The sequence below is a fragment of the Paraburkholderia caballeronis genome, from assembly GCF_900104845.1.
Lineage (GTDB): Bacteria > Pseudomonadota > Gammaproteobacteria > Burkholderiales > Burkholderiaceae > Paraburkholderia > Paraburkholderia caballeronis.
The window spans coordinates 1,834,770-1,858,710 of sequence record NZ_FNSR01000002.1 but is presented as its reverse complement, the minus strand read 5'-3'; the positions used below and the strand labels follow the sequence as shown (position 1 = coordinate 1,858,710).

Here is a 23,941-nt window from a genome sequence, read left to right as displayed (position 1 = left end):
CGATGCGCGCGAACGCCCTCGAACGCCCCAGCGGCGCGCACGCGGTCATCGCGGTCTGCGTGGCCGTGTTCATCCTCGCGCCGATGCTGATCGTCGTGCCGATGTCGTTCAGCTCCGCCCGCTCGTTCGACTTCCCGCCGCCCGGCTACTGGCTGGGCCACTATCGCGCGTATTTCACCGCCGACTGGCTGAAGCCGACCTTCAACAGCATCGCGATCGCGATCGCGTCGAGCATCGTCACGCTGCTCGTCGCGACGCCGGCCGCGTTCGCGGTGAACCGGCGCGACTTCCCGGGCCGCCGCGCGCTGCAGATCGTGCTGCTGCTGCCGATGCTCGTGCCGAGCATCGTGATGGCGATCAGCTACTACACGGTGTTCGGCCGCGTCGGGCTGAACCAGACGTATCTCGGCGTCGTGCTCGCGCACTCGTGCATCTCGATTCCGGTCGTGCTGATCGCGATGGCCGCGCCGCTGCGCCACCTGGACCGCAACCTCGAACGCGCGGCGCTGATCTGCGGCGCGACGCCGGTGCAGATGTTCCGCTACGTGACGCTGCCGCTGCTGCGCCCGGCGTTCGCGGTCGCCGCGTTTTTCGCGTTCATCCATTCGTTCGACGAAGCGACGATCTCGCTCTTCATCTCCAGCCGCGAGGTGTCGACGCTGCCGAAACGGATGTTCTCCAGCATCAATCTCGACGCCGATCCGGTGATCGCCGTCGCGTCCACGTTCCTGATCGCCGCCGCGCTGACCGTGATGGTCGCGATGGCGACGATTTCGCGCCGCCGCCAGGCGGCAGAGGGTCGCTCATGACTGCCCCTAATGCCCACACGGCCCACACGGCCCACACCGCCGCCGCGGTGCCGACCGCCGCTCCGTCGTCGCCGCGCCGCGCGAACACGCGCCGCTCGCGCGCGATGCAGGCCATCCCGACGTGGCTGCTGCTGTTGCCCGCGCTCGTCTATCTGCTCGCGACGTTCGGCGTGCCGCTCGCGAACACGTTCTGGACCAGCATCTCCGATCCGACGCTGTCGCTCGACAACTACCGCGCGGTGTTCACCGATCCGATCTACCTGACCGTCTACCTGCGCACGGTCGCGGTCGCGCTGGCGGTCACGGCGCTGTGCCTGCTGCTCGGTTATCCGCTCGCGTACTACATGGCGCGCAAGGGCGGGCTCGCCGCGACGGTGCTGCTCGCCATCACCGGGCTGTGCTTCTGGATCAGCTTCCTCGTGCGCACCTACGCATGGACCGTGATCCTCGGCAACCACGGGCCGTACACCGAGATCGCGCGCGCGTTCGGCCTCAATCCGCCGCCGGTGCTGCTGTTCACGACCGCCGCGTCGCTGATCGCGCTCACCCACATCCTGCTGCCGTACATGGTGCTGACGCTGTACGTCGTGCTCGCGAAGATCGACACGCGCCTGATCCGCGCCGCGCACAGCCTCGGCGCGAGCCGCCATCAGACGTTCTGGCGCGTGATCGCGCCGCTGTCGCTGCCGGGCGTCGTCAGCGGCTCGCTGCTGGTGTTCATCTTCTGCATCGGCTTCTACGTGACGCCGACGCTGCTCGGCTCGCCGCGCGACATGATGATTTCGAGCCTGATCGCGAACGAGATCGAGTCGCTGCTCGACTTCGGCACCGCGTCCGCGCTGTCGATGGTGCTGCTCGCCGCGATCATGCTGATGCTGTTCGTGTACGACCGCGTGGTCGGACTGCAACGGATCGCCGAATGAACGCGCCGGCTCCTTTCGATTCTCCGTTCGCTACGCCGCCCGGTCTGCGCGCGCTGTTCGCGCCGCGCAGCATCGCGATCGTCGGCGCGACCGACCGCCCCGGCCCCGCGTTGCGCATCCGCGCGTCGCTCGACGCGCTGGGTTTCACCGGCGAACTGCATGCGGTGAACCCCGCGCGCGCCGAGGCGCTCGGCCGGCCGTGCGCGCCGTCGCTGTCCGCGCTCGCGGCCCGCAGCGGCGCGCCGGACGTCGCGCTGCTGTGCGTCGGCCCCGAACGCGTCGCGGCCGCCGTGCTCGACGCGGCGCAGGCCGGCGTGAAAGGCGTCGTCGCGTATGCGAGCGGCGTCGGCGCGACGTCGCACGACGGGCGCGCGTCGCTCGACGTGATCCGCGCCGCGTGCGCGGAAAACGGCATCGCGTTCTGCGGCCCGGACTGCATGGGCATCCTGAATCCGGCCACGCGCTCGACGCTCTACATGGGCGAGATCCAGGACGCGACGTCGATCGGCGGCGACGTCGCGCTGATCACGCAAAGCGGGTCGATGGCGATCGGCCTGCTGACCGACGTGCGCCGCTTCGGCTACAGCCACGTGATCTCGACCGGCGCGGAAGCGGTGCTGACCGCCGCCGACTATCTGGCCGCCCTCGCGGACGACCCGGCGACGCGCGTGATCGTGCTGTTCCTCGAAGCGGTGCGCGACATCGGCCGCTTCGTCGCGGCGGCGGACCGCGCGCGCGAACGCGGCAAGCCGGTCGTCGTGCTGAAGGTCGGCAAGACCGCGTTGAGCCAGCAGGCCGCGCTCGGCCACACCGGCGGCATCGCGGGCGACGCGCGGGTGTTCTCGGCGCTGCTCGCGCGGCACGGCTGCATCGAAGTCTCGACGCTCGAAGAACTGACCGAAACGGTCGTCTGCCTGCGCGCCGCGCGGCGTCCGGCGCAGGCGGGCATCGGCATCGTCAGCCCGTCGGGCGGACACGTCGAATATGCGCTCGACACGGCCGCGCGCGCCGGCATCGACCTGCCCGCGCTGCCCGACGCGCAGCGCGCCGCGCTCGCGGCGACGATCGGCACCGTGTCCGCCCACGGCAACCCGGTCGATGCGTGGGGCAACGGCGATTACGAAACGAATCTGCGCGCGGGGCTCGACGCGTTCGCGGCGTCGCCCGCTCACGGCGCGGTCGTGCTCGTCACCGACACGATGGACGGCCAGCCGACGCGGCCGACCCGTTACGTCGATGCGCTGCTCGACGTGGCGTCGCGCTCCGACAAGCCGTTTTATCTGCTCAGTTCGCGCGCCGGGCTGTTCCGCCGCGAGTACGCGGACCGCCTGGCCGAACACGGCGCGAGCCAGTTGGCCGGCGTCGAACCGGCGCTGCGCGCGATCGCGAACGCAGCCGCATGGCGCGCGGCGAAGCCGCAACCGCCGCGCGCGCCGCAGATGTCGCCCGCGTTCATCGACGCGCTGCCGCGCGGCAAACACTGGCTCGACGAAGCGAAGGCAAAAGCGTGGCTGCGCGCGTGCGGACTCACGACGCCGGCCGGCGCGCTCGCGGGCGCAACCGACGACCCGTCGAAGCTCGCCGCCGAACTCGGCTTTCCGGTCGCGCTGAAGGTGATCGACGAGCGCATTCCGCACCGCACGCCGTATGGCCTCGTGCAGCTCGATCTCGACAGCGCGGACGCGGTGACGCGCGCGGCCGGCACGATCCGCGCGCGCCTCGCGACGCATTTTCCCGCGTGCGAGAACGTGCCTTTGCTGGTCGAGCGGATGACCGGCCCCGGCCTCGACCTGTTCGTCGGCGCGAGCACCGACCCCGAATGCGGACCGATGCTGATGATCGGCCTCGGCGGCTTCCTGCTCGAAACCGTGCGCGACGTCGTGGCGATCCCGCTGCCGCCGCGCGCCGGCGAAGTGGCCGCGCGGCTCGCGCAAAGCGGCCTCGGCCGCTTCCTCGCGAGCCGTTCCGGCGCGCTGTTCGGCGGCGTCGAGCCGCTCGTGCGGTTCGCGGAAACGATCGGCGACCTGTACGTCGCCGCGAACGGCCGCCTCGCGCTGATCGAACTGAATCCGGTCCGCGTCACCGACCGCGCGGCCGCGCCGGTCGTGCTCGACGCGCTGATCGCCACCGCGGAGGGACCCGCAGCATGATCGACACCCTGCTCGCCGAACAGCACGGACCGATTCTCGTGCTCACGCTGAACAAGCCGCAGAAGCTGAACGCGATCGACGCGGACATGCTCATCGAACTGGCCTTGCAGATCGAGGCGGCCGACATGGACGACACGATCGCCGTCACAGTGATCCGCGGCGCCGGCCGCGCGTTCTCGACCGGCTTCGACATGAGCGCCGGCGGCTCGACCGAGCCGGCCGGCCCGCGCCTGCGCGCGAATCTCGAACGCTTTCTCACGATCTGGCGCGCGCGCAAGCCGGTCGTCGCGGCCGTCGACGGCTACGCGCTCGGCGCGGGCTTCATCCTCGCGAATCTGTGCGACTTCGTGTACGCGTCCGAGCGCGCGACGTTCGGCGAACCGGAGATCCGCTACTGGAATCCCGCGTCGATCACGATCCTGCCGTGGCTCGTCGGCGTGCGCCGCGCGAAGCAGTTGCTGTTCTTCGGACGTCCGCTCGACGCGCGCACCGCGCTCGACTGGGGCCTCGTGAACGACGTGCTGCCCGACGCGAATTTCTTCGAGACCGTGCTCGACGCCGCGCGCCCGCTCACGCATCTGCATCCGGACGGCGTCGCCGCGCTGAAGCGCTCGATCAACGGCGGCTTCGACATCGCCGGTTTCGTCGATGCGCTGCGCGCGGGCGTCGATGCGATCGCACCGCTTTACGAACCGGATGCGCCGGCGAAAAACGCCGCGCGCGCCGAAGTCGAACGGCTCGGCTTCAAGGCGTATATCCGTCATCGAGACTCACTGCTGGGGAACTGAACCGATGTCACATTTGCAGCTAGTAGGCGTATCGAAGCATTACGGCGCGGTGCAGGCCGTGATCGACGCGGTGCTCGACGTGCAGGACGGCGAATTCGTCAGCCTGCTCGGACCGAGCGGATCGGGCAAGACTTCGACGCTGATGATGATCGCCGGCTTCGAGGAGCCGACCGCGGGCAGCATCCTGCTGGGCGGCAGGCGCGTCGAGAACGTGCCGCCGAACCAGCGGGACATCGGCATGGTGTTTCAGAGTTATGCGCTGTTCCCGCATCTGTCGATCGCGGACAACGTCGCGTTCCCGCTGAAGGTGCGCAAGTGGAAACGCGCGGACATCGACGCGGCCGTGCGGCGCGTGCTCGCGCTGGTCGGCCTCGAAGACAAGGCCGAGCGCCTGCCGAAACAGCTTTCCGGCGGCCAGCAGCAGCGCGTCGCGCTGGCGCGCGCGCTCGTCTACGAGCCGAAGCTGCTGCTGCTCGACGAACCGCTCAGCGCGCTCGACAAGAACATGCGCGAGCAGATGCAGATCGAACTGCGCCGCATCCACCGGCAGGTCGGCATCACGACGCTGTACGTGACGCACGACCAGAGCGAGGCGATGACGCTGTCCGACCGCATCGTCGTGTTCAACCACGGCCGCATCGAGCAGGTCGGCACGCCGCTCGACGTTTATGCGCGGCCGGTCAGCCGCTTCGCGGCGAGCTTCATCGGCGACAGCAACCTGTTCGACGGCCGGCGCGGCGCGCAGCCCGACGAACTGATCGCGGACGGCGGCCTCACGCTGCGCACGTCGTGCGCGCTGCCGTCCGGCGCGGCCGATGCGGCCTGCGCGCTGGTGCGCCCCGAGGACATCCGGATCGGCGCGGCGCCGGACGGCGCAAGCGTCAACGCGGCGTCCGCGCAGATCAGCAGCGTGCTGAACATGGGATCGAGCGTGCTCGTGATCGCGCGGCAGCCCGGCCATCCGGCGCGCGAACTGCGCATTCAGACCTCGGTCGCGGCGCTCGCGGGCGCGGGCGAAGGCGCGACGATTCCGCTGTGGTGGACGAGCGCGAGCACGTGGCCGATTCCCGCCGATGCGGCGCGTCATTGAGGGGCATTGAGCGCCATCGAGCGTCGCTGAACGTCACGGAACGTCGCTGAGCGCCGTCCCGCCGTTACCCGTTTCCGGCCTCGCCAGACTGACGAGGCCTCATAAGACCAAGGAGCTTCACATGCACGCGAACCGACGCCCGGACAAGATGAAACTGGGTGCCTTCTTCCATCCGACCGGCCATCACGTGGCCGCGTGGATGCACCCGGGCTCGCAGATCGACGCGGGCACCAACTTCCAGCACTACGTGAGCCTCGCGCAGACCGCCGAGGCGGGCAAGTTCGACCTGATGTTCCTCGCGGACAGCCTGTCGGTGCGCGAAGCGCCGCTCGACGCGCTGAGCCGCTGGCCGCAGTACACCGCGTACTTCGAGCCGATCACGCTGCTTTCGGGCATCGCCGCGAACACGAAGCATCTCGGGCTCGTCGCGACCGCATCGACGAGTTACAACGCGCCGTACAACGTCGCGCGCTCGTACGCGTCGCTCGATCACATCAGCGGCGGCCGCGCCGGCTGGAACGTGGTGACGTCGGGCGGCGCGTCGGTCGCCGCGAACTTCGACAACGTGTCCTATCCGCACGACGACCGCTACGACCGCGCGGTCGAATTCGCGGAAGTCGTGCGCGGCCTGTGGGACAGCTGGGACGACGACGCGTTCGTGCGCGACCGCGAGAGCGGCCGCTACTTCGATCCGGCGAAGGTCCACACGCTCGACCACGTCGGCGTGCATTTCTCGGTGAAGGGTCCGCTGAACGCGGCGCGGCCGCCGCAGGGGCATCCGGTGCTGTTCCAGGCGGGCGGCTCGCCGCCGGGACGCGAACTGGCCGCGCGGCTGTGCGAGGCGGTGTTCACGCCGCTGCATACGCTCGATGCGGCGCAGTCGTTCTATTCGGACGTGAAGGCGCGGATGGAACGCTACGGCCGCCGCCCGGACCAGTTGAAGATCATGCCGGGGCTGAATCCGGTGGTCGGCCGCACGCGCCAGGAGGCGCTCGACAAACACCAGTATCTGCAATCGCTGATCCATCCGGACGTCGGCCTCGAACTGCTGTCGAACGCGCTCGGCGGCTACGACCTGTCGGGCTGCGATCCGGACGGCCCGCTGCCGGACGAACTCGACTCGATGCACACCGAGGGCGGCCAGACGCAGTTCCGCAACGTGCTCGGCTGGGCGCGCAACGAGAAGCTGACGATCCGCCAGCTTTACGAGCGTTTCGCGGGCGCGCGCGGCCAGCGCACGGTGATCGGCACCGGCGAGGAGATCGCGGACCAGATGCAGTCGTGGTTCGAATCGTACGGCGTCGATGGTTATCTGATCCAGCCGCCGTATCTGCCGGGCGGTCTCGACGAATTCGTGGCCGACGTGATTCCGGTGTTGCAGGACCGCGGGCTGTTCCGCACCGAATACGAAGGCAGCACGCTGCGCGAGAACCTCGGGCTGGATCGGCCGAAGAGCCGTTACGCGCGGTCGGTCTGATCGCGCGGGCGCATCGAAGGAAAAGGTGATTCCGACCTGAAACCGGACCGGAGCGAGACTGCTCCGGTCCGGGGAGGAATTACCACATAAGAGCGTCTGGTTAGTCGATCAAGCTGTCCAGGTCGTGACGCCGGCCCCTGCTCCGCGGTTCGGATCGTTTGTCCACGATCATCTCCGGACAACGGGTTACGCCCTATCGGGGCCCTCCCGGAAATTCCTCCCTCCTTCTTCGGCCCAGGTCGGCCACCGCGTTACTTGCCGGGACAACCGATCCCGGACGCCATGCCTGCATCGGGTTCGGCGTGACCAGCCATTACCCGAACCTATCTTGAGCCGCTAAAGGGCCCGACCGGGCCGCCATCGTCGCGTGCGTCGTTGCTGCGTGCGCGGGGCGATCTGCGTCGTCCGTCGTGTCCCGGCCCCTTGCGGCGCGGAACGACGATTGCTCCACCTGTGCGCATCAGACCGGGGGAGCCAGCGACGACGACGGTGGGTGAATCGCAGCGACAGACGCATGAAGGTCTGCGGCCGCCTCGGAACCCTGGCCGTCGCCGCCTTTTCGCTGCGGGCCTTCGCGCCGATCGGCGCTTTTGTCGCGGGCTTCACGATCGCACCCAGGCCATCGCCAACGATCGCTCATTGATACTCAGGCTCGAACGCGCCGACGTCCCGCCCGCATGGATGGCCCGTCCGTTCAAGTTGTTCCGACCCATCATCCCAAGGAGCCGCACATGGCAACCCGCAAACGTCAGCCATCGAAAGACACGCAGCAGCCTGCACTGGACACGGCCTACCTGAACTCGGACAGCGGTCCGGCATTGCCGCCGGCGGCCGGCGCGACGCATCCGGCGTTGAGACAGGCGCGCGCCGTCGGGGAGACGGTGAGCGGCCAGCCCGCCAACCAGAACAAGGCGGCGGAATACGGCGAAAAGGCGGCCCGCCCGCCGGCCGGCGCGACGGTCGAACCCACGGATGAGACCGCCACCGCCAGCACGTTGTCGGAGAAGAACCGCTCCGGCAAGACCGGCGCGCGGGCCAGTTCCGGCGTGAACGCCGCCGGCGGCGAGCTGGTGCGCGTGCGCGCGGACAGCGGCGGTCAGGCGATGACCACCAACCAGGGCGTCCCGGTCGCGGACAACCAGAGTTCCCTGAAGGCCGGACTGCGCGGCCCCGCGTTGCTGAAGGACTTCATCCTGCGCGAGAAAATCACCCACTTCGACCACGAACGCATTCCCGAGCGGATCGTCCACGCGCGCGGCTCCGCCGCGCATGGCTACTTCGAATGCTACGAACCGCTGGCCGAACTGACGTCCGCGTCGCTCTTCGCGGAAGCGGGCAAACGCACGCCGGTCTTCGTGCGCTTCTCCACCGTGGCTGGCGAGCGCGGCTCGAAGGATACGGCCCGCGACGTGCGCGGCTTCGCGGTGAAGTTCTACACCGACCAGGGCAACTGGGATCTGGTGGGCAACAACATGCCGGTGTTCTTCATCCAGGACGCGATGAAGTTTCCCGACCTGATCCACGCAGTGAAGCCGGAACCGCATCACGGCATGCCGCAGGCGGCATCCGCGCACGATACGCTGTGGGACTTCATTTCGCTGATGCCCGAATCGACCCACATGATGATGTGGCTGATGTCGGACCGCGGCATCCCGAGGAGCTATCGCATGATGCAGGGCTTCGGCGTCCATACGTTCCGGTTCGTCACCGCCGAAGGCCTCTCCAGGCTGGTCAAGTTCCACTGGAACCCGAAGCTGGGGACGCATTCCCACGTGTGGGACGAGGCCGTCAAGATTTCCGGCGCCGATCCGGACTACCATCGGCGCGACCTGTGGGAAGCCATCGAGGCGGGCGAGTATCCGGAATGGGAACTCGGCGTGCAGATTTTCGACGAGGCGCAGGCGGACACATTCAGTTTCGACGTGCTGGACGCGACCAAGATCGTGCCCGAAGAACTGGTGCCGATCACGCCGATCGGCCGCATGGTGCTCGATCGCAACCCGGACAACTTCTTCGCCGAGACCGAGCAGGTCGCGTTCTGCACGGCCCACGTGGTGCCGGGCATCGACTTCACCAACGACCCGCTGCTGGCCGGCCGCATCCACTCGTACGTGGATACGCAGATCACGCGGCTGGGCGGCCCGAACTTCCACGAGTTGCCGATCAACACGCCGCTTGCGCCGGTCCACAACAATCAGCGCGACGGCATGCACCGCCAGGCCGTGCATCGCGGCCGCGTGGCCTACGAGCCCAACTCGCTCGCGGGCGGCTGCCCGTTCCAGGCGGGCGCGGCCGGTTTCGTTCCGTTTCCGGAGCCGGTGGCCGCCGACGAACTGCGCGGCAAGCCGGAGAAATTCGCGGAGCACTACAACCAGGCCACGCTCTTCTACGAAAGCCAGGCCGACCATGAGAAGCAGCACATCATCGAAGCGTTCTCGTTCGAACTGAGCAAGGTGGGCGTGCCGGGCATCCGGCAGCGTACGGTGGCGACGCTGCGCAACGTCTCGGAGGAACTCGCGCAGGCGGTGGCGGCGAACCTCGGGATGCCCGAACTGCCCGCGCCGTTGCCGAAGGCGACGACGGAGACGATCGAACCCGAAGTCACCCAGTCGGCGTTCCTGTCGCTGCTGGCCCGGCCGGGCGAAGGCGGCATCCGCACCCGCAAGATCGCCATCATGGTCACCGACGGCGTCAACGCGAAGACAATCAGCCAGGCGGCGCAGGCGCTGATCGCCGCGGGCGCGGTCGTTCGTCTGGTGGGTCAGCACATCGGGCTGATTCAGGCCGCGGACGGCGAAACCCTCGACGCGGATGCGTCGTTCAAGAACAGCCCGGCGGTCCTGTTCGATGCGGTGGTCGTCCCGGACGGCGAAACGGCCGTCGCGGCGTTATGTGCGGACGGGCTGGCGCTGGAATTCGTGCGGGAGCCGTTCAGGCACGGCAAGGCGCTGCTCGTCGTCGGCGAGGGCAGCCGGTTGCTGGAACAGGCGGGGATTCCGTTCGACAGTTCCGACCCGGGGCTCATCACCGCCGACGCCGCCGGGAAAGAAGGCCTCGCGCAGTTCATCGAGGCGGTGGAAAAACACCGCCATCCCGCTCGCGAATCGGACCCGCCGGCGGTGTAGGCGCGCGCCGCGCCGGTCATGCCGGCGCGGACGCCTCGGCGGAACCCGCGCCGAGCTGGCCGCGCGCCATCACGTAGCGGACGGCGCCTGCTCTCCTGCGTGCCCTGCATGCCCATCCGGCGCATCGCCGCCGGCCGGGTGGGCAACCAGTTCGCGCTGGTCCGGCGCGACGCGCGACGCGGCCACCACGTCGTGCACGAAATGCAGCTTGTCCACGATGCCGGACGCGAGCGCGAACGGATACGCGTCCGGCATCCCCATGCTCCGGTTCAGGCTGTTGAGCGCGTAGGTCAACGGAAACCAGCGGCCGATGAGATTCGCAAAACTCGCCTCGTCCACCGACGTCTGATCGGAGAGCTGCGGCAGCGACGTATCGGCGGGCGCGAGCACGAGACCGCAGGCCGTCGCGGTGTCGAGCGTATCGACGATGTGCAGATAGTGCGCCCAGGTTTCCGCCCAGTCCTCCCACGGGTGCATCGTCGCGTATTCGCTGATGTAGCGGGTTTCCCAGCCGTCCGGAGGGCCGTTTTCGTAATGCGCGTCGAGCGCCGCCTGATAGTCGGCCCGCTCGTCGCCGAACAGCCGGCGAAACGGTTCGTTCCATGCGGTGCCGTTCACCAGCCGGTCGAAGTAATAGTGGCCGATCTCGTGACGAAAATGCCCGAGCAGCGTCCGGTACGGCTCGCCGAGATCGGCGCGCACGCGTTCGCGCGTCGCGTCGTCGGCTTCGGCGAGATTGACGGTGATGACGCCCTGCGCGTGGCCGGTCATCACGGGCTCGGCGTCGGTCGACTGCTTGAACACGAAGCTCATGCCGCGCCCAGGCTGCTGCCCTTCCGGCTCGACCGGCAGCCCGAGCATCAGCAGCGTGTACAGCAGCCGTCGCTTTGCCGTTTCCAGCTTGTACCACAGCGAACGATTGGCCGGCTCGGTCAAATCGGGAATGATCCGGGTCAGCACGCATGCGGCGCACAGCGGCGAACCGGAGTCCGCCGGAATCATCCAGTTGCAGACATTCTCGACCGCATAGTTGTGGCATTGCCGCCAGGCGCCGTCGGCCGCCGCCGCGCCGAGGCTGCGCCACACCCCGTCGCCGGCTGGCTCGAACGCGCTCATTTCGCCGCTCTCAGGCAGGTAACCGAGCAGCGACCCGCAACGCTCGCATGTCACGTTTTCGAAGAACACCAGCTGCGAACACTTCGTGCAACGGAACGTTTTCATCGCGCAGGCCCTCACTGATCGCGGGTTGGCAATCGACGCCCGCCCCGGCCGCCATTCCACGCTTTCAAGGCCAACCTCAGCCGGACCGATCCGCAACGCGCGGCTTTTTTCAGTGGTCGGCCAGCCACGCGTCGCTGATGGCCGCGAAGATCGGCGGCACTACGTCGTGCCCTTCGAACGAAACGGGTGTGTCGTTCTTCGGGTAGTGCAGCAACGGCGATGCCCGCAAGGTTCGCAGCACGCGGCTGCTGTGCTGACCGGTTTCGGCCACGGCGTCGAGCGCCTCGCGCTCCATCCGGTGCAGCAGCGCCCACGTCAGCGTGCCGGCTGACCGGTGTTTCGCGACGATGGCGGGTATCGCGTTCCGGATTGCCGTTTCGGCGGCGAAAAATTCGTTCATGGGGGCGGTTTCCTGGCGGCTCCTGGTCCCGGATGGGATGGGGCGGGCGCTTGACGTCGGCGCGCGTCGCGCCGGCGAACGACGGGATATCGCGTTCGCGGCTGCGAGCATTCCAGACGTGTTCGCGCAGGATGCATTATGGACGACCTGCGGCGGCTGAACCTCCTTCTGGGCCAAGGCCGCGAGGCCCGCGCCCGTTTTCGTCATCCCGGATAGCGCGCGCCGCAATCAGAACGCCGCCACCCCGCCATCGGAGCGCAGATCGAACCCGCCTTCGAGGCTGCCGTCCGCATGCCGGATCAGGCAGCCCGCATGGCCGCACGCCTCGTCGTACGCGCCGAGCAGTTCGACCGTATGCCCACGTCGGCGCAATTCCTCGACGGTCTCCGCCGGAAAGCGGCTTTCGAGCTTCAGCGTGTCCGACGACTGCCCCCACGTGCGCCCGAGCAGCCAGCGCGGCGCGTTGACCGCATCCTGCGGATTCAGCCCGTGCACCGCGGTCCGCGTGAACACCGCCGACTGACTCTGCGGCTGGCCGTCGCCGCCCATGTTGCCGTACACGACGAGCCGGCCGTCGCGCAGTTCGGCGAGCGCCGGATTCAGCGTATGGAACGGCTTTTTCAGCGGTTCGAGCGTGTTGATGTGGTCCGCGCGCAGCGAGAACGACGCGCCGCGGTTCTGCCACGTGATCCCGCTTTGCGGCAGCACTATGCCCGAGCCGAACTCGTGATAGATGCTCTGGATCATCGACACCGCGTTGCCGTCCGCGTCGACGACGCCGAGCCACACCGTGTCGGCCGGCCCCTTGCCCTCGCCCCACGGCGCGGCCTGCTGCATGTCGATCGTCGCGGCCATCGCGTCGAGCGCGGCCGGTTCGAGGAACGAGACCGGATCGACGCGCATGTGCGCGGGGTCGGTCAGGTGCGCGTCGCGCGTGCCGAACGCGCGCTTCACCGACTCCACCGCCGCGTGCACGTAGTCCGCGCCGAGATGGTCGGTGCGCGACGCGTCGAGCCGGTCCATCAGCCCGAGGATCATCAGCGACACGAGCCCCTGGGTCGGCGGCGGCATGTTGTACACGGTGCCGAGACTGTGCGCGAGCGCGAGCGGCGTGCGGTCCTCCGCGCGATGGCGGCGCAGGTCGTCGAGCGCGAGCGGGCTGCCGGCCTGCTGAAGATCCGCCGCGATCTGCTGCGCGAGTTCGCCGGTGTAGAAGTCCGCGAGGCCCGCGCGCGCGAGATGGTCGAGCGTCGCCGCGAGGCGCGGCTGGCGAAACAGCGAGCCGATCGCCGGCGCGTGGCCGTCGGCGGTCAGGAACGTCTGCGCGAAACCCGCCACCGGCGCGAGGCCGGCGAGCTTGCCGTGCGTGTTCCGGTACTGGCTTTCGGTGACCGGCACGCCGTAACGCGCGTAGTCGATCGCGTCCGCGAGCAGGCGCGACAGCGGCAGACGCCCGCCGAGCCGCTCGCGCGAGATCGCAAGACTGCGCTCCCACGCGCTGATCGTGCCGGCGACCGTCAGCGCCGCGTCCGGTCCGCGAAACGGGATCGCGGCGACCCCCGCGTACCGGTCGCGGGTCGCGGCGGCCGCGGCCGCGCCGCAACCTTCGACGCCGACGAAGGCGCGCGATCCCGCGCCGCCGTTCGCGAGCGACAGCAGCCAGAAGCTGTCGCCGCCGATGCTGTTCATGTGCGGATAAACGACGGCGATGGTCGCGGCGGCGGCAACCATCGCCTCGACGGCGTTGCCGCCTTCACGAAGGATCGCGAGCGCGGACTGCGACGCGAGCGAGTGCGGCGCGACGGCGATGCCGCGTCGGCCGCGGGCGGGGTTCATCATGGCGAGCCCTGATCGATGAGTGAAAGTGAACCGGCCGGCACGCGAGCGTTCCGCATACCGTGGTATGCCACGCATCATACCGGTTTCGCGGGGCGCTCGCCAGAGAACGAAATGCTAGTGCCCCAGCGTCGCCCTCATCGCCGCCGCGTAACGGTCGCCGGCCGCTGCGCCGAACGACGCGGCTTCGTCGAGCGCCCGCCGTTCGGCGCGGGTCAGCACGATGTTCGCGGCCGCGACGTTCTCTTCCAGATACTTCACGCGGCGCGTGCCCGGAATCGGCACGGCCCCGGCCTCGATCGTCCACGCGATCGCAAGCTGCGAAGGCGTGACCTGCTTCGCGTGCGCGATCTGCACGATCTGCGCGATGCGTTCGATGATGCGCAGATTAACCCGAATGTTGCCGTCCTGGAAGCGCGGATCGAACCGGCGGAAATCGGTCGGCGCGAGCGTGTCGATGTCGTCCAGCTTGCCGGACAGAAACGCGCGCCCGAGCGGCGAATATGACACGGAGCCGATGCGGAGTTCGCGCACTGCGTCGCGCACGCCGTCGCGCTCGACGCCCCGCTCGAACAGCGAATATTCGACCTGCATCGCGATCATCGGCGCGTAACCGCGGAAATGCGCGATCGTCTGCGCCTGCGCGGCCTTCCACGCCGGCAGGCCGGACACGCCGAGATAACGCACCTTGCCGGACGCGACGAAATCGTCCATCGCGCGCAGCGTCTCCTCGATCGGCGCGGCGCGGTCCCAGTTGTGCAGCCAGTCCTACGCGCAGCTGCTGCGCATCGACGATCTGGCGGACATGGCCGGCATGAGCGCGTCGACGTTCCATCGGCATTCCCGCGCGATCACGACGACGACGCCGGTTCAGTACCAGAAGCAGGTCCGGTTGCAGGAGGCGCGCGTGCGGCTGCTGTCGCAGCAGGAGGACGTCGCGGCAGTGGGGTTTTCGGTCGGGTACAACAGCCCGTCGCAATTCAGCCGCGAATACAGCCAGTTTTTCGGCGTGCCGCCGGGAAAGGATGCGGCGCGGCTGAGGGACGTCGCGCGAGCGAACGGCGAGTGATCTCCGGATCCCGAAGCATCGGAACCGGTCACGCGTCACGCCGCATTCGCTTTCAGGATCTCGCTGACGAAATCGACGAACGCCCGCACCTTCGCCGCGCGATGCAGCCGTGACGGAAAGATCGCGTACAACGGAAACCGTTCGTCGGACCAGCCCGGAAACAGTTCGACCAGCCGGCCGCTTCGCAACAGTGCCTCGCAGCCGATCTCGATGATCTGCGCGATGCCGAAACCCGCCTCGCATGCGCCGAGCAGCGTGCCGGAATCCGACGTCAGCAATCGCCCCTTCACGCGCAGCGACAGCACCTCGCCCTTGCGGTGCAGTTCCCACGGATACGGCCGCCCGTTCGTCGCGTCGTAGAAGTCGATGCAGTCGCGCGTCTCGATGTCCCGCGGATGGGCGGGCTTGCCGTGCGCCTTGAGGTAGCCCGGCGACGCGACGGTGACGACGCGCGTTTGCGCCAGCTTGCGCGCGACGAACGAACCGGTCGGCGGCTCGCCGAAACGCAGCGCGAGGTCGAAGCCGTCCGCGACCAGGTCGCCCACCGAATCGCGCATGATCAATTCGACGAACAACTCCGGGTAACGCGCGAGGAATTTCGCCATGTGCTTCGACAACACGACCCGCGAGAAATACGGATCGATGTTCACGCGCAGCCGTCCGCGCACCCGGTCCGCCGACCCGGCCGCCTCGATCGCCGCTTCTTCGATCGCGTCGAGGTGCGGCCCCACCTGCTCGTAGAAACGCCGCCCTTCGTCGGTCAGCGACAGCGTGCGCGTCGTGCGCGCCAGCAGACGCGCGCCGACGCGCTGTTCGAGACGCGCGAGCGCGCGGCTCACGCCGGACGGCGACAACCCCAGCGCCTCGGCCGCGCGCGCGATCGTGCCCGCCTCCACCACCGCGAACAGAACGGAGACCCCGGAGAACAGTTTGCCGTCGATCGTCATCGTCTATTCCTGAGTAAAGATCACGAGTGAAATTACATAGGCGATATTGAATCACGAACCGGGCGGGACGATAGTGCAGCCATGTCGCCAGCCGGCGACGCCACGATGAAGGAGATCCCGCCATGCCGCTCAATCTCACGCGCCGCGCTTTTCTGTCGGCGTCCGCCAGCACCGTCGCCGCCGCCGCGCTGGGCGGCCTTTCCGTTCGCGCCCTGGCTGCGTCGGGGCAACCGGCCTCGGCGGCCGGCAACCCGGCGTTCGCCGCCATCGACAACGCATTGCAGCGCGCCGTCGCGAACCGGACCGTCGCCGGCGTCGTCGCGATGGGCGCGACGCGCGAAGGCGTCGTGTACGAAGGATCGTTCGGCAGCGCGAATCTCGACACCGGCGCGCCGATGTCGCCGGACACCGTGTTCTGGCTGCTGTCGATGACCAAGGCGGTCACCGCCGCCGCGTGCATGCAGTTGATCGAACAAGGCAAGCTCCGGCTCGACCAGCCGGCCAGCGACATCCTGCCGGAACTGAAGACGCCGATGGTGCTCGAAGGCTTCGACGCCGCCGGCCAGCCGCGCCTGCGGCCGGCGAAACGCGCGATCACGGTGCGCCACCTGCTGACCCACACGTCGGGTTACACCTATCCGATCTGGAGCGACAACATCGTCCGCTACGAGAAGGCGACCGGCATGCCGGACATCGCGCTGTCGAAGAACGCGTCGTTCACCGCGCCGCTCGAATTCGACCCGGGCGAGCGCTGGCAGTACGGCATCAGCATGGACTGGGTCGGCAAGCTGATCGAGGCGGTCAGCGACCAGTCGCTCGAAGTCTATTTCCGCGAGAACCTGTTCGCGCCGCTCGGCATGCGCGACTCCGGGTTCCTGATCGGCAGCGCGCAGAAGCGCCGCGTCGCGACGATGTACAACCGCGAGGCCGACGGCGCGTTGAAACCCGCGCCGTTCGAGATGAACCAGCGGCCCGAGTTCTTCATGGGCGGCGGCGGACTGTTCAGCACGCCGCGCGATTATCTGGCCTTCCTGCAGGCGCTCGTGCGCGGCGGCGAATACGGCGGCGCGCGTATCCTGCGGCCCGACACGGTCGCGGCGATGTTCCAGAACCAGATCGGCGCGCTCGACGTCGTCGAGATGAAAACGGCCGAACCCGCATATTCGCGCAGCTTCGACCAGTTCCCCGGCATGGCGCACAAGTGGGGGCTGTCGTTCGACCTCAACACGCAGCCCGGACCGCACGGCCGCAGCGCCGGCAGCGCGAGCTGGGCAGGCCTGCTCAACTGCTATTTCTGGATCGATCCGGTGCGGCACGTCACTGGCGCGCTGTTCACGCAGATCCTGCCGTTCTACGACCCGCGCGTCGTCGAGTTGTACGGCCAGTTCGAGGAACGACTGTACGGCGGGCTCGCCCGCGCGTGACGCTAAACCGGCGGACGTCAATGGGATGTGCGCCGCGACTCAACCCTTGATGGAGGAAACGATCATGTATGCAATTACTGGCATCACCGGACAGGTCGGCGGCGCACTCGCCCGCACGCTGCTCGCCGCAGGACAACCCGTGCGCGCCGTCGTGCGCGACGCCGGCAAGGCTCGCCAATGGACGGAACGGGGCTGCGAAATCGCGACCGCCGCCATGGACGACGCGGACGCGCTGACCGCCGCGTTCGAGGGCGCGGAAGGCGTGTTCATCCTGCCGCCGTCGGAGTTCGATCCCGCGCCCGGTTTTCCGGAGGCTCGCGCGGTCATCGACGCGGTGGCGAACGCGATCGAACGGGCGCAGCCGCGCAAGGTGGTCTGCCTGTCGACGATAGGCGCGCAGGCGACGCAGACGAACCTGCTCACGCAACGCACGCTGATGGAAGCGGCGCTGTCGAAGCTGACGATTCCTGTCGCGTTTCTGCGTCCGGCCTGGTTCATGGAGAACTTCGCGTGGGACGTGGAGCGGGCTCGCACGGACGGCGTGATCGACAGCTTCCTGTTGCCGCTCGACAAGCCGGTGCCGATGATCGCGACCGCGGACGTCGGCCGCGTCGCGGCCGGGCTGCTTCAGCAGCAATGGGAAGGTCTGCGCATCGTCGAACTCGAAGCCGCGCAGCGCATTTCACCGGACGACGCGGCCGCCGCATTCGCGAAGGTGCTCGGCCGCCCGGTAAAAGCGCGGGCCGTGCCGCGCGAAACGTGGGCGACGCTGTTCGCATCGCAGGGCATGAAGGATCCGCAACCGCGCATCCGCATGCTCGACGGGTTCAACGAAGGCTGGATCGAATTCGACGGCGACCGGGCCGATATCGTCAAGGGCGAGGTTCAGCTTGAAACGGTGCTGCGCGGACTCGTTCGGAAGGCGGCCTGAACTCGCCTCACGCGGCCCGGGGACGTGGCTTATCATGACAACGCAGGCGATGGCGACGCACTCGATCCGTCGAGCCGCCATCGCGAACGCTGCGCCCGCGCAGCATCGTTCCCGTCCGTCGTCATCCCGCCATGGAATCCGAACAACGCCGCCCGTCAACCGTCATCGTCAGCGAACGCTCCGTGCGAGTGTGGGACGTGCCGACGCGGCTCTTTCACTGGCTGACCGTCGTGCTCGTGATCGGCGCTTACGTCACGCAGCGGCTCAACTGGATCGACCTGCACGTGCGCATCGGCGAAACGCTGCTCGCGCTGGTGCTGTTCCGCCTGCTGTGGGGCTGCTTCGGCAGCGAGACTGCGCGGTTCCGCAGTTTCGTCGCGTCGCCGGCCGCCGCGCTCGCGCACCTGCGGCGCGTGCTGCGCCGCGAGCCGGACGTGCAGGTCGGCCACAACGCGGCCGGCGGCTGGATGGTGCTGCTGCTGATCGCGCTGCTGCTCGTCGAAACGCTGAGCGGGATTTACGTGTACAACGACGTCGCCGACGAAGGGCCGTTGAGCGAGATCGTCCCCGCCCCGGTCGCGAACGCGATCTCCTCGCTGCACGCGCTCGGCTGGGATCTGCTGCTCGCGGCAGTCGTGCTGCACGTCTGCGCGATCGCGGTTTATGCGATCGCGAAAGGCCACCACCTGGTCGGCCCGATGATCTCCGGCCGCAAGCGCCTGCCGTCCACAGTGCGGGCGCCGTCGCGCGCGCCGTTGTGGCTCGCGGCGCTGCTGCTCGGCTGCGCGGCGCTCGTGGTCGCCGCGCTTGCAACCTGGCTGTAAGCCGACGCCGTTCAACCCCGCCTCACCCGACACGCCGCTTACACAGACGATCGTTCCATACGAACGCCCATAACGAAGCGCGCGCAACGAGTTTCACCCGCGCGGCCATGCGCGCCGCATCTGGCATCGCGCGGCTTCCCACCGCCGTATCGCATGCCCGCTTACGGTTCGCGCGATGTCATCGCCGGGTCATGTAATCAAGCCATCGTTTCGCCAACACCCACCACGCGACGCTTGCGGCTGCGCCCCCGCGCACGCTTCACGCACGGCGGCTGCACATGCTTCGTCCCACTCATCCCGCGAGGCGATTCGACATGACGAAGAAGATCATCCCCGACGCATCCCCGAACGAAACAGCGCCCGGCGTATCGCGCCGCGGCTTCCTGAAGCTCGCCGGCGCATCCGGCTTCGCGAGCGCGGCCGGCGCGCTCGCCGGCGCGGCGAAAGCCGACCCGGCAACGTCCGACGGCACGCCCGAACAGATCCACCTGACGTGGGGCGAAGACCCGACGAGCGAAGTCGTCGTGTCGTGGGCGTCGCTCGCGGCGGCGTCGAATCCGCGCGTGACGATCAGCGCCGATCACGGCCATCGCGACACGCAGCATGCGGTGCAGCGCACGTACACGGACGGGTTGAACGGCGTCGTGGTGTTCACCTATCATGCGCGGCTGCGCAACCTGAAGCCGGGCACGACGTATCGCTACGAAGTCACTTCGGACAACGACAGTCAGGCCGGCTCGCCGTTCAGCTCGACGTTCACGACCGCGCCGCGCGGGCTCGCGCCGTTCCGCTTCACGAGCTACGGCGACCTCGCGACGCCGAACACCGGCTGGGTGCTGTCGTCGCCGCAGAGCCGCTTCGCCGTCGAGGCAGTCGAACGGTTCCAGCCGCTCTTTCACCTGCTGAACGGCGACCTCTGCTACGCGAACCTGAACCCCGCGCATCAGACCGACGTGTGGCGCGACTTCGCGAACAACAACCAGACGTCGGCCGCGAACCGTCCGTGGATGCCGTGTCCCGGCAATCACGAGATCGAATTCAACAACGGTCCGCAGGGACTCGATTCGTACCTGACGCGCTACACGCTGCCGGACAACGGCTCGCGTTTTCCGGGCCGCTGGTACAGCTTCCGCGTGAGCAACGTGATGTTCATCTCGCTCGACGCGGACGACGTCGTCTATCAGGACGCGGCCGCGTTCGTCGCCGGCCCCGCGCCGCTCGTGCCAGCCGCGAGCACGGGCCGTGCGCCGATCCCCGCGGGTTCGTCGTTCTACGTGCGCGGCTACAGCAACGGCGAGCAGACGCGCTGGCTCGAAAAGACGCTGCGCAGCGCATCCGGCGACCGCGACGTCGACTGGATCGTCGTGCAGATGCACCAGGACGCGCTCAGTTCGTCGAAGACCGGCAACGGCTCCGACAAGGGCATCCGCGAAGCGTGGCTGCCGCTGTTCGACCGGTACGGCGTCGACCTCGTCGTCTGCGGCCACGATCACGACTACGAACGCAGCTATCCGGTGCGCGGCTGCAACCGTCATGCGGGCATCGACGCGAAAACCGGCGAGCCGGTCGATACGCTGCAGCCGCGTCCGGTCACGCACACGCATTCGAGTGGCAACACGTTCGACACGAGCCACGGCACGATCCACCTGATTCTCGGCGGCGGCGGCACCAGCGCGCCGCTCGACGTGTACGGCGTCGACATCGGCAACGGCAATCCGCAGGCGCAGGTGTTCACGAAGCCGAACCGGCCGGTGCCGGGCACGGCCGCCGGCACGTTCGTGCGTCCGACCGCCGATGCGCTCGAAGACGCGATCTGGTCCGCGCAGCGCGATACCGGCACCGGCTACGGGATCGCGGTGTTCGACGTCGATCCGGGCCAGCACCACGGCCGCACGACGATCACGATGAACTACTATCACGCGCCCGGCGCGGACCAGACGCCGACCGCCAATTACGAACTGTTCGAGACGATCACGCTCGCGAAAGACCGGCGTTGAATGCCGAGACGGCCCGCGCCGGATCGTGGATCGGTGCGGGCCGTGGACGGCGAATGCTCCGGCAGGGGTGCCCGGGACTGATCGGATAAGATACGGCTCGCCAGTCATTCACCGGATAGATAAACGGAGTGTTTTCAGTGATCCAGCCGAGCAACGTATTCAAGGACAACCTCGCCCAACTGCCGGCGATCGACAGCATCGAACGCATCGACCTGGTCGACGGCCGCGGCGCGGTGGTCGCGAGCATCGAGAACAAGCCGGGCAAGCAGGGCTCGCTCGCGGTGTATCACTATCTGCGACAGGCGTTCGGCGCGCTGGACGCGAAGGCAGCGGAGCATGGTCTCGCGGTGTTCGCGGAGCATACGGCCGACGCGCGCAACCGTCCGGGCGCGCATCCGAATGTGGACCGGCTGCTGGAGATCGTCGCGGGGGCGGAGGGGTTGCGGATTGAGGTGGTGGCGAGGGGATAAAACGCGGCTACGGGGATGCGGAAGCTTGAATTCCAGTTTGTCCCGCTGAAGGCGCCGGGGCAGTACGCTGAGTCAGATCGGGCCAGAAGAATTGGTGGAGATCAGTCGAACTTGACCAGGTCCTTGAAGATCAGTTGACCCCAGCTATTGCCGCGCGCCTGCACAAGCAGACCACCTTCCGAAAGCCCACCAAGTTTGATCGGAGCGAAACCGAGTTTTTCTGCAAGCGCACCGATCTCCGTTGCGGCACTGTCATCGTCGCTCGCCAGGAACACGACTCTCCTGCCGCCATGCACGGCCGGGTCCTGGGCAAGGGTCGCCGCGACCAGATGGTTGAAACCCTTGACCAGCCGGCCGCCCCTGAAACCCTGCGCGATGAACCTGGACGAAGGTTGCCCTCCCAGTTCCTCGGGGGACACCCCATAGGCATTGGTCACATCGATGATGATTTTCCCTTGCCAATTGGGCAGCGCCTTCGCGACTTCCTGATGCGACTCGAAACGGACGGCCAAAAAGAGGATGTCCGCCTTGAGGGCTTCGGCCAGGGTCCTGGCAATGACCGTGGACCCGATCGCAGCCGCATCGGACGCAAAGCTTGCCGGGTCGCGCGTGGTGGCAATGGACACTTCGATGCCGTTGCGGGCAAACGCCTTGGCGAGCGCCTGACCAATCTTGCCGAAGCCGATGATGGCGTAGCTCATGTGCCCCCTCTTCCGCGTCAGAGTTGCGCCAAGCCGCCGTCAACGGCGACCTCGCTGGCGGTCATGAAGCTGCTGTCCGACGACGCGAGGAAGGCAGCCACCGCTCCGATCTCTGCCGGATCGGCCATGCGCTGGAGCGGAGTCATTGCGCCGTAGGCCTTCTGGCCCTCCTCGCCCAACGCCTCCTTGGCAAGTTCGGTCGCCGTCGCACCGGGCGACAGCACGTTGACCCGGATGCCGGTGCCCTTCAGGTCTTCCGCCCAGGTCCGCGCGAGGTTGCGCACTGCCGCCTTGCTCGCGCTGTAGGCCGTGAATCCGGGGGCACCCGTGGTGCCGGCGCTCGATCCGGTCAGGATGATCGAACCGCCCTCGCTCATCAGCGGCAGCGCCTTCTGGACGGTGAAGATCGTGCCTTTCACATTGGTATCGAAGGTTTCGTCAATATGTTCGGCGGTGATCTGGCCGAGCGGAAGCGGGCTTCCCGCCCCGGCGTTGGCAAAGACGATATCGAGGGTTCCGCGCTCCGTCTTCACCGCCGCGTAGAGACGGTCGAGGTCGGTCTCGTCGGAAACCGAACCCTTCACTGCGCGGGAACTGGAACCGAGATCGGCCACGGCGGCGTCGAGCGCTTCCTGCCGGCGGCCGAAGATGAAGACGAAAGCGCCTTCCTCGATGAAACGCTTTGCTGCGGCAAACCCGATGCCGGTAGCGCCGCCGGTAATCACGGCGGTCTTTCCATTCAGTCTGGTCATGTCATGCATCCTTCGTTGAGATGTACAGAAGCAGGAACCTGCTTGCTTGAAGTCAGTATGCTGCTCTGGTAACCTAACGACAAGTATGCACTTTTAGGTAAGTATAAAAATGACGACGCCCCCTGAAATCTGCGACACCGGCTGCGGGCTCAACGCCACGCTCCGCATCATCTCGGGCAAATGGAAACCGCTGATCCTCTTTTTCCTGCGCGGCAGCCCGAAGCGCTATGGCGAACTCAAGCGCTTGATCCCGGACGTCAGCGACAAGGTGCTGATCCAGCAGTTGAAGGATCTGGAAGCCGATCGCGTGCTGGCGCGAAATGACTACAAGGAGGTGCCGCCTCGCGTGGACTACGCGCTGACCCCGCTTGGCCGCAGCCTGGCCGAGGCGATCATCCCGCTGTGCACTTGGGGAACCGAACACGCGGTGGAAATGGCAAGCATCTTCGCCGCGCGTGATGCGTTGCCCTAGCAGGAGCTCAATCAGCCAATCGCGGGGCCTCGTTGTCTTTCAATCTCCCAAGACACCTCGACTCCTGGCGTTAGCAATCCAAGCTGGTGCGCGCCCGTGGCCGGTCCAGGTCGCCCTACTCTTCGGGTCAAAATACTTCGCAGCACCATTTCGCTTGCTGGCAGCTTTAGCTCCAGCCTTTTGCCGGCCACGTCGTCGCACACCAAGATGCGATTCAAGGTCGGCCAATGTCGGGCCATGCTTTTCCATCAACTCGCCGATCCTGGCAATGGCTGACAGCGCCTGCTTTTTTGACGATTGCATCCGCTTCTGCCTGCAACCGAAAAATTTTTGCCTGAATGTTCTCTAGCGTTACCATTAACCCTCCCGTCTTGGTAACGTGCCACACCGCTGTTAGTCGCCGCAGCAACATCGCACATGACGTTAGATCGCTCGGTGCCTCAACGGAGCGAACTTCAAGATATTGTCTACGCCCACTCGATTGCCAATCCACCGGCTGCGACCTTATCTGGATGAGAACGCAGCTGTTATCTGA

At 67.6% G+C, this 23,941-nt stretch carries 22 protein-coding genes; 14 read left to right on the top strand and 8 right to left on the bottom strand.

Annotated features, from left to right (window positions below):
- The first annotated feature begins 2 nt into the window (after window positions 1–2).
- From BLV92_RS24820 to BLV92_RS24790, 7 genes are all read left to right on the top strand, one after another.
- On the top strand, window positions 3–809 hold the full coding sequence (locus BLV92_RS24820) for an ABC transporter permease (protein WP_090551421.1): 807 nt from the start codon (window positions 3–5) through the stop codon (window positions 807–809).
- On the top strand, window positions 806–1,732 hold the full coding sequence (locus BLV92_RS24815; RefSeq protein ID WP_090550210.1) for an ABC transporter permease: 927 nt from the start codon (window positions 806–808) through the stop codon (window positions 1,730–1,732). Before BLV92_RS24820 ends, BLV92_RS24815 begins: the two co-directional genes overlap by 4 nt.
- Complete coding sequence (locus tag BLV92_RS24810; protein ID WP_090550208.1) at window positions 1,729–3,882, top strand: acetate--CoA ligase family protein; 2,154 nt, start codon at window positions 1,729–1,731, stop codon at window positions 3,880–3,882. Before BLV92_RS24815 ends, BLV92_RS24810 begins: the two co-directional genes overlap by 4 nt.
- Entirely contained in the window at window positions 3,879–4,670 is a 792-nt protein-coding gene (locus BLV92_RS24805) for an enoyl-CoA hydratase/isomerase family protein (protein ID WP_090550205.1), read from the top strand. Before BLV92_RS24810 ends, BLV92_RS24805 begins: the two co-directional genes overlap by 4 nt.
- Before the next feature lie 4 nt (window positions 4,671–4,674).
- On the top strand, window positions 4,675–5,760 hold the full coding sequence (locus BLV92_RS24800) for an ABC transporter ATP-binding protein (RefSeq protein WP_244283912.1): 1,086 nt from the start codon (window positions 4,675–4,677) through the stop codon (window positions 5,758–5,760).
- A 121-nt stretch (window positions 5,761–5,881) separates the two neighbouring features.
- Window positions 5,882–7,237 (top strand): LLM class flavin-dependent oxidoreductase, encoded by a 1,356-nt coding sequence (locus BLV92_RS24795; protein ID WP_244283911.1) that lies wholly within the window; start codon window positions 5,882–5,884, stop codon window positions 7,235–7,237.
- A 731-nt stretch (window positions 7,238–7,968) separates the two neighbouring features.
- Window positions 7,969–10,362, top strand: a complete 2,394-nt coding sequence (locus BLV92_RS24790) for a catalase (RefSeq protein WP_090550200.1) — start codon at window positions 7,969–7,971, stop codon at window positions 10,360–10,362.
- A 69-nt stretch (window positions 10,363–10,431) separates the two neighbouring features.
- Here the strand turns inward: BLV92_RS24790 and BLV92_RS24785 are convergent, their stop codons facing one another.
- From BLV92_RS24785 to BLV92_RS24770, 4 genes are all read right to left on the bottom strand, one after another.
- Entirely contained in the window at window positions 10,432–11,583 is a 1,152-nt protein-coding gene (locus BLV92_RS24785; protein WP_090550197.1) for a zinc-binding metallopeptidase family protein, read from the bottom strand.
- Between the two features lie 109 nt (window positions 11,584–11,692).
- Window positions 11,693–11,983 (bottom strand): DUF2471 family protein, encoded by a 291-nt coding sequence (locus tag BLV92_RS24780; protein ID WP_090550195.1) that lies wholly within the window; start codon window positions 11,981–11,983, stop codon window positions 11,693–11,695.
- Between the two features lie 228 nt (window positions 11,984–12,211).
- The gene (locus tag BLV92_RS24775; RefSeq protein WP_177197967.1) at window positions 12,212–13,822 is read right to left on the bottom strand and encodes a gamma-glutamyltransferase family protein; all 1,611 of its coding nucleotides are present in this window, start codon (window positions 13,820–13,822) and stop codon (window positions 12,212–12,214) included.
- 114 nt (window positions 13,823–13,936) lie between these two features.
- Window positions 13,937–14,533 carry an aldo/keto reductase gene (locus BLV92_RS24770; RefSeq protein ID WP_244283910.1) on the bottom strand — a complete coding sequence of 199 codons (597 nt, stop codon included), beginning with the start codon at window positions 14,531–14,533 and terminating at the stop codon, window positions 13,937–13,939.
- A gap of 40 nt (window positions 14,534–14,573) precedes the next feature.
- Between BLV92_RS24770 and BLV92_RS24765 the strand changes: the two genes are divergently transcribed.
- A complete protein-coding gene (locus BLV92_RS24765) occupies window positions 14,574–14,888 on the top strand; it encodes a helix-turn-helix transcriptional regulator (RefSeq protein ID WP_208862133.1) in 315 nt (104 codons plus the stop codon).
- A gap of 35 nt (window positions 14,889–14,923) precedes the next feature.
- Here BLV92_RS24765 and BLV92_RS24760 read toward each other — a convergent pair whose 3' ends face one another.
- Window positions 14,924–15,835, bottom strand: a complete 912-nt coding sequence (locus BLV92_RS24760; RefSeq protein ID WP_090550190.1) for a LysR family transcriptional regulator — start codon at window positions 15,833–15,835, stop codon at window positions 14,924–14,926.
- A 122-nt stretch (window positions 15,836–15,957) separates the two neighbouring features.
- Between BLV92_RS24760 and BLV92_RS24755 the strand changes: the two genes are divergently transcribed.
- The 5 genes from BLV92_RS24755 (at window position 15,958) to BLV92_RS24735 (ending at window position 21,481) form a co-directional block, all read left to right on the top strand.
- Entirely contained in the window at window positions 15,958–17,259 is a 1,302-nt protein-coding gene (locus BLV92_RS24755; RefSeq protein ID WP_090550187.1) for a serine hydrolase domain-containing protein, read from the top strand.
- A gap of 64 nt (window positions 17,260–17,323) precedes the next feature.
- Window positions 17,324–18,190 carry an NmrA family NAD(P)-binding protein gene (locus BLV92_RS24750; protein ID WP_090551413.1) on the top strand — a complete coding sequence of 289 codons (867 nt, stop codon included), beginning with the start codon at window positions 17,324–17,326 and terminating at the stop codon, window positions 18,188–18,190.
- Between the two features lie 131 nt (window positions 18,191–18,321).
- Window positions 18,322–19,014: a cytochrome b/b6 domain-containing protein gene (locus BLV92_RS24745; RefSeq protein ID WP_090550184.1), complete on the top strand. Its 693-nt coding sequence runs from the start codon at window positions 18,322–18,324 to the stop codon at window positions 19,012–19,014.
- 314 nt (window positions 19,015–19,328) lie between these two features.
- Window positions 19,329–21,011: a purple acid phosphatase family protein gene (locus BLV92_RS24740; RefSeq protein WP_090550181.1), complete on the top strand. Its 1,683-nt coding sequence runs from the start codon at window positions 19,329–19,331 to the stop codon at window positions 21,009–21,011.
- Window positions 21,012–21,148: 137 nt separating this feature from the next.
- A complete protein-coding gene (locus BLV92_RS24735) occupies window positions 21,149–21,481 on the top strand; it encodes a DUF2322 family protein (RefSeq protein ID WP_090550179.1) in 333 nt (110 codons plus the stop codon).
- Window positions 21,482–21,582: 101 nt separating this feature from the next.
- On the opposite strand, the gene BLV92_RS24730 is transcribed toward BLV92_RS24735, so the two are convergent.
- A complete protein-coding gene (locus BLV92_RS24730; protein ID WP_090550176.1) occupies window positions 21,583–22,182 on the bottom strand; it encodes an NADPH-dependent F420 reductase in 600 nt (199 codons plus the stop codon).
- A gap of 17 nt (window positions 22,183–22,199) precedes the next feature.
- On the bottom strand, window positions 22,200–22,934 hold the full coding sequence (locus BLV92_RS24725; RefSeq protein WP_090550174.1) for an SDR family NAD(P)-dependent oxidoreductase: 735 nt from the start codon (window positions 22,932–22,934) through the stop codon (window positions 22,200–22,202).
- 109 nt (window positions 22,935–23,043) lie between these two features.
- Here BLV92_RS24725 and BLV92_RS24720 point away from each other — a divergent pair, with 109 nt between their 5' ends.
- Window positions 23,044–23,406: a winged helix-turn-helix transcriptional regulator gene (locus tag BLV92_RS24720; protein ID WP_090550171.1), complete on the top strand. Its 363-nt coding sequence runs from the start codon at window positions 23,044–23,046 to the stop codon at window positions 23,404–23,406.
- 39 nt (window positions 23,407–23,445) lie between these two features.
- Here the strand turns inward: BLV92_RS24720 and BLV92_RS24715 are convergent, their stop codons facing one another.
- Window positions 23,446–23,655 (bottom strand): H-NS histone family protein, encoded by a 210-nt coding sequence (locus tag BLV92_RS24715; protein ID WP_244283946.1) that lies wholly within the window; start codon window positions 23,653–23,655, stop codon window positions 23,446–23,448.
- Between the last annotated feature and the right edge of the window lie 286 nt (window positions 23,656–23,941).

Excerpts from the sequence above, each read along its gene's own strand:
- BLV92_RS24810 (WP_090550208.1), top strand. The coding sequence starts at position 1,729 with ATGAACGCGCCGGCTCCTTTCGATTCTCCGTTCGCTACGCCGCCCGGT.
- BLV92_RS24815 (WP_090550210.1), top strand. The coding sequence starts at position 806 with ATGACTGCCCCTAATGCCCACACGGCCCACACGGCCCACACCGCCGCC.
- BLV92_RS24790 (WP_090550200.1), top strand. The coding sequence starts at position 7,969 with ATGGCAACCCGCAAACGTCAGCCATCGAAAGACACGCAGCAGCCTGCA.
- BLV92_RS24800 (WP_244283912.1), top strand. The coding sequence starts at position 4,675 with ATGTCACATTTGCAGCTAGTAGGCGTATCGAAGCATTACGGCGCGGTG.
- BLV92_RS24745 (WP_090550184.1), top strand. The coding sequence starts at position 18,322 with ATGGAATCCGAACAACGCCGCCCGTCAACCGTCATCGTCAGCGAACGC.
- BLV92_RS24805 (WP_090550205.1), top strand. The coding sequence starts at position 3,879 with ATGATCGACACCCTGCTCGCCGAACAGCACGGACCGATTCTCGTGCTC.
- BLV92_RS24785 (WP_090550197.1), bottom strand. The coding sequence starts at position 11,583 with ATGAAAACGTTCCGTTGCACGAAGTGTTCGCAGCTGGTGTTCTTCGAA.
- BLV92_RS24775 (WP_177197967.1), bottom strand. The coding sequence starts at position 13,822 with ATGATGAACCCCGCCCGCGGCCGACGCGGCATCGCCGTCGCGCCGCAC.
- BLV92_RS24760 (WP_090550190.1), bottom strand. The coding sequence starts at position 15,835 with ATGACGATCGACGGCAAACTGTTCTCCGGGGTCTCCGTTCTGTTCGCG.
- BLV92_RS24740 (WP_090550181.1), top strand. The coding sequence starts at position 19,329 with ATGACGAAGAAGATCATCCCCGACGCATCCCCGAACGAAACAGCGCCC.
- BLV92_RS24730 (WP_090550176.1), bottom strand. The coding sequence starts at position 22,182 with ATGAGCTACGCCATCATCGGCTTCGGCAAGATTGGTCAGGCGCTCGCC.
- BLV92_RS24725 (WP_090550174.1), bottom strand. The coding sequence starts at position 22,934 with ATGACCAGACTGAATGGAAAGACCGCCGTGATTACCGGCGGCGCTACC.
- BLV92_RS24820 (WP_090551421.1), top strand. The coding sequence starts at position 3 with ATGCGCGCGAACGCCCTCGAACGCCCCAGCGGCGCGCACGCGGTCATC.
- BLV92_RS24715 (WP_244283946.1), bottom strand. The coding sequence starts at position 23,655 with ATGGAAAAGCATGGCCCGACATTGGCCGACCTTGAATCGCATCTTGGT.
- BLV92_RS24795 (WP_244283911.1), top strand. The coding sequence starts at position 5,882 with ATGCACGCGAACCGACGCCCGGACAAGATGAAACTGGGTGCCTTCTTC.
- BLV92_RS24755 (WP_090550187.1), top strand. The coding sequence starts at position 15,958 with ATGCCGCTCAATCTCACGCGCCGCGCTTTTCTGTCGGCGTCCGCCAGC.
- BLV92_RS24780 (WP_090550195.1), bottom strand. The coding sequence starts at position 11,983 with ATGAACGAATTTTTCGCCGCCGAAACGGCAATCCGGAACGCGATACCC.
- BLV92_RS24770 (WP_244283910.1), bottom strand. The coding sequence starts at position 14,533 with ATGGACGATTTCGTCGCGTCCGGCAAGGTGCGTTATCTCGGCGTGTCC.
- BLV92_RS24720 (WP_090550171.1), top strand. The coding sequence starts at position 23,044 with ATGACGACGCCCCCTGAAATCTGCGACACCGGCTGCGGGCTCAACGCC.
- BLV92_RS24750 (WP_090551413.1), top strand. The coding sequence starts at position 17,324 with ATGTATGCAATTACTGGCATCACCGGACAGGTCGGCGGCGCACTCGCC.